Raw genomic sequence first — 2,961 nt, 5'->3', positions numbered from 1 at the left:
AGAGGACACCACGGTGACCACGCGACTCGATATCAACGCCGACATCGCCGAGAGCTTCGGACGGTGGAATCTGGGCGAGGACGCCGAGCTGGTCGGTCTCGTCACCACGGTCAACGTCGCGTGCGGATGGCATGCCGGTGACCCGTCGACGATGCACCGCGCGGTGGAGATGGCCGCCCAGGCCGGCGTCAACATCGGCGCCCATCCCGGCTTTCCCGACCTGCTGGGCTTCGGCCGGCGCCCGATCGTCATCGACGACACCGACGCGGTGGACTACGTGCTCTACCAGGTGGGGGCATTGATGGGGGTGGCCAGCCGCTTCGGCGTGACTCTCAGCCACGTCAAGCCGCACGGAGCGTTCTACGGGTCGATCGTCACCAACGCCGATCGCGCCGTGGCGATCGGGCGCGCCCTGCAATCCCTGCAGAAGGGAATCCCGTTGCTGCTGGCCCCCGGACCCGGTACCGACGCGCTGCGCGTCGAAGGGCTTCCGGTCATCGCCGACAACGCCGCCGACCTGGACTTCGACGAGGACGGCCGCAACATCATCGAACCACGTCCGGCAGCGCGGGACCCTGAACTCGTTGCGCAGCAGGCACTTCGGATGGCCCGCGGCACTGTGTTCACGGTGTCCGGGCGAGAGGTGCCCATGCCGGTGCAAACGGTGTGCGTGCACGGCGACCGCCCGAACGTGGTCGCGGTGGCCACTGCGGTCCGGCGCGTGCTCGCCGACAACGGTGTGGAGGTCCGGTCGGTGTTCGAGAACGACCGATGACCGAGCTACCCGACGGATCGCGGCTGAGCTTCGGCGGGGAGGAGTTCGTCTTCGTCGAACTCACCGAGCACATGTCGCTCTCGGGGGCCCTGCGGATCCAGGCGATCACCGACGCACTGGCTGAACTCGACATCGACGGCATCATCGACATCTGCCCGTCGAACGCGAGCTACATGCTGCGCCTGGACCCGGACCGGTGCGACCCGCGCTCGCTGCGCGAGCCGATACTCGATCTGCACCGCCGCCTCGTCGACACCACCGACGTGGTCCTGAGCACCGAGATCCTCGAAGTCCCGGTCTTCTACAACGACCCGTGGAGCACCGAGACCGCGATGCGATTTCGGGACCGGCACCAGTCCAGCACCGAGACCGACCTCGAATACATCAGTCGCATCAATGGTTTCGACTCGATCGAGCATTTCATCGCCGCGCACTCGGGCAACCCGTTCATCGTCACGTTCATGTGCTTCGTACCGGGCAACGCCGAGTCCATGCAGTTGGTGCCCGACGACATGCAACTGCAGGCACCCAAGTACGTCCGCCCGCGAACCGACACTCCGGAACGCGCACTCGGCCATGGCGGCGCCTTCGCGACCATCTATCCCGCACGCGGCGCCGGGGGCTACCAGCTGGTCGGGCGCGCCGCCACTCCCGTGTTCGACCTCGCGCAGGAACTGCCCGACTTCGCCGGCGACCCGGTCCTGGCCAAAGCCGGAATGATCGTGAAGTACCGGCCCATCGGCCATGACGAGTACGACGCTATCCGCGCCGAGGTGGAACAACGCACGTACCGCTATCGGCGGGCACCGGTCGAGTTCGGCCTCGCGAAATTCTTCGAGGACCCGCTGTCCTACAACGCATCCCTTCTCGGCGAGTTGACCCATGCTTGATGTCTTGGCGCCCGGCCTGCAGACCCTGGTTCAGGATGAGGGACGTAACGGCTATTTCGCGATCGGCCTGCCACCGTCCGGGCCGATGGACTACCTCTCCCACCACGCGGCCAACGCGTTGGTGGGCAATGACCCGGCGGCGGCCACCTTGGAATCGGTATTCATAGGCCCGACACTGCATTTCCGCCGCGATACCGTGGTGGCAGTGACCGGCGCCGAGGTCGACCTGCGGATCGACGATGTGCAGATGCCGACCTGGACGACACTGCCGGTGCGCGCCGGCCAGGTCCTGGCCGTGGGGTCGATGCTGGCCGGGGCCCGCAGCTACATCGCCGTGCGAGGTGGGATTGGAACACCGAAGGTGATGGGCAGCAGGTCCACCTACCTGCCGTCGGGAATCGGCGGGGTCGAGGGGCGCGAGGTCCGGGCCGGTGACGTGCTCAGGTGTGCCGACGAGTACGGGCGCTATCCCCGGCTGGGTTACTCGGTCGACGAGGCGCTACGTCCCTCGCTGGCCAGACACCAGCAGATCCGCGTGGTGATGGGCTTGTGCCGCTACCGATTCACCGACGTCAGCGTTGAGAAGATGTTGTCGTCGGACTTCGTCATCGGCGTCGAAGCCAACCGCGTGGGATACCGGCTCAGCGGTCCGCCGTTGGAGTTCGTCGACCGCGCCGCTCCCTTCGGCGCAGGCGACGATCCCAGTAACGTCGTCGACCTCGGCTACCCCGTCGGATCCATCCAGGTGCCCAGCGGCCAAGAGTTGATCTGCCTGCTCCGCGACGGCGTCACCGGTGGCGGCTACGCAACCATGGGCACCGTCATCGGCGTCGACATCGACACGCTGGCCCAGATGCAGGCGCCCAATACCGTCCGATTGGTCGAGGTCGACATCGACCTCGCCGTGGCGGCCCGCCGGGCCCGCGACGTGACGATCGCCGCGATCTATCGTTCAGCGAAGCTCACCTGATCCCGTTCATCTCGATTATCCAATTGAAAAGTCAAGGAAGAATTGTGAATTCGAAGACACTCCACATGGCCAACGCCTTCGACGGATCTGACATCGACGGCCTGGGAGGCGACGTTCAAGACCTCATCCGCCGCCGCGAAGCCGTCCTCGCGCCCAGCTATCGGTTGTTCTACCGGCACCCCGTCGTCGCGGTACGTGGTGACGGGGTCTGGCTCTACGACGCCGACGGCAACCAGTACCTCGACGCATACAACAACGTTCCCGCCGTCGGGCACAGCCACCCGCACGTGCGCCGACTCGTCGACGAACAACTCGGCGTCCTCAAC

The 2,961-nt window shown here is 66.2% G+C and carries 4 protein-coding genes; all 4 read left to right on the top strand.

What is annotated here, in order from left to right; translation table 11 throughout:
• Nucleotides 1–775, top strand: a 775-nt coding sequence (locus ACRDUX_RS12480) for a LamB/YcsF family protein (RefSeq protein ID WP_526414324.1), incomplete at its 5' end; no start/stop codon positions are given.
• Nucleotides 772–1,665: a 5-oxoprolinase subunit B family protein gene (locus tag ACRDUX_RS12475; RefSeq protein WP_526414322.1), complete on the top strand. Its 894-nt coding sequence runs from the start codon at nt 772–774 to the stop codon at nt 1,663–1,665. The genes ACRDUX_RS12480 and ACRDUX_RS12475, both read left to right, overlap by 4 nt.
• Nucleotides 1,658–2,635 (top strand): 5-oxoprolinase subunit C family protein, encoded by a 978-nt coding sequence (locus ACRDUX_RS12470; protein ID WP_526414320.1) that lies wholly within the window; start codon nt 1,658–1,660, stop codon nt 2,633–2,635. Before ACRDUX_RS12475 ends, ACRDUX_RS12470 begins: the two co-directional genes overlap by 8 nt.
• Before the next feature lie 44 nt (nt 2,636–2,679).
• A partial coding sequence (locus tag ACRDUX_RS12465) for an aminotransferase class III-fold pyridoxal phosphate-dependent enzyme (RefSeq protein ID WP_526414318.1) occupies nt 2,680–2,961 on the top strand: 282 nt, incomplete at its 3' end.

It is taken from the genome of Mycobacterium sp. (assembly GCF_050701675.1).
GTDB lineage: Bacteria > Actinomycetota > Actinomycetes > Mycobacteriales > Mycobacteriaceae > Mycobacterium.
Note: the sequence above shows the minus strand (reverse complement) of the source record. Positions and strands in the feature narration are given on the sequence as shown.

What these genes read in the sequence shown, in the direction of transcription:
- ACRDUX_RS12475 (WP_526414322.1), top strand. Translation starts at nt 772, where the DNA reads ATGACCGAGCTACCCGACGGATCGCGGCTGAGCTTCGGCGGGGAGGAG.
- ACRDUX_RS12470 (WP_526414320.1), top strand. Translation starts at nt 1,658, where the DNA reads ATGCTTGATGTCTTGGCGCCCGGCCTGCAGACCCTGGTTCAGGATGAG.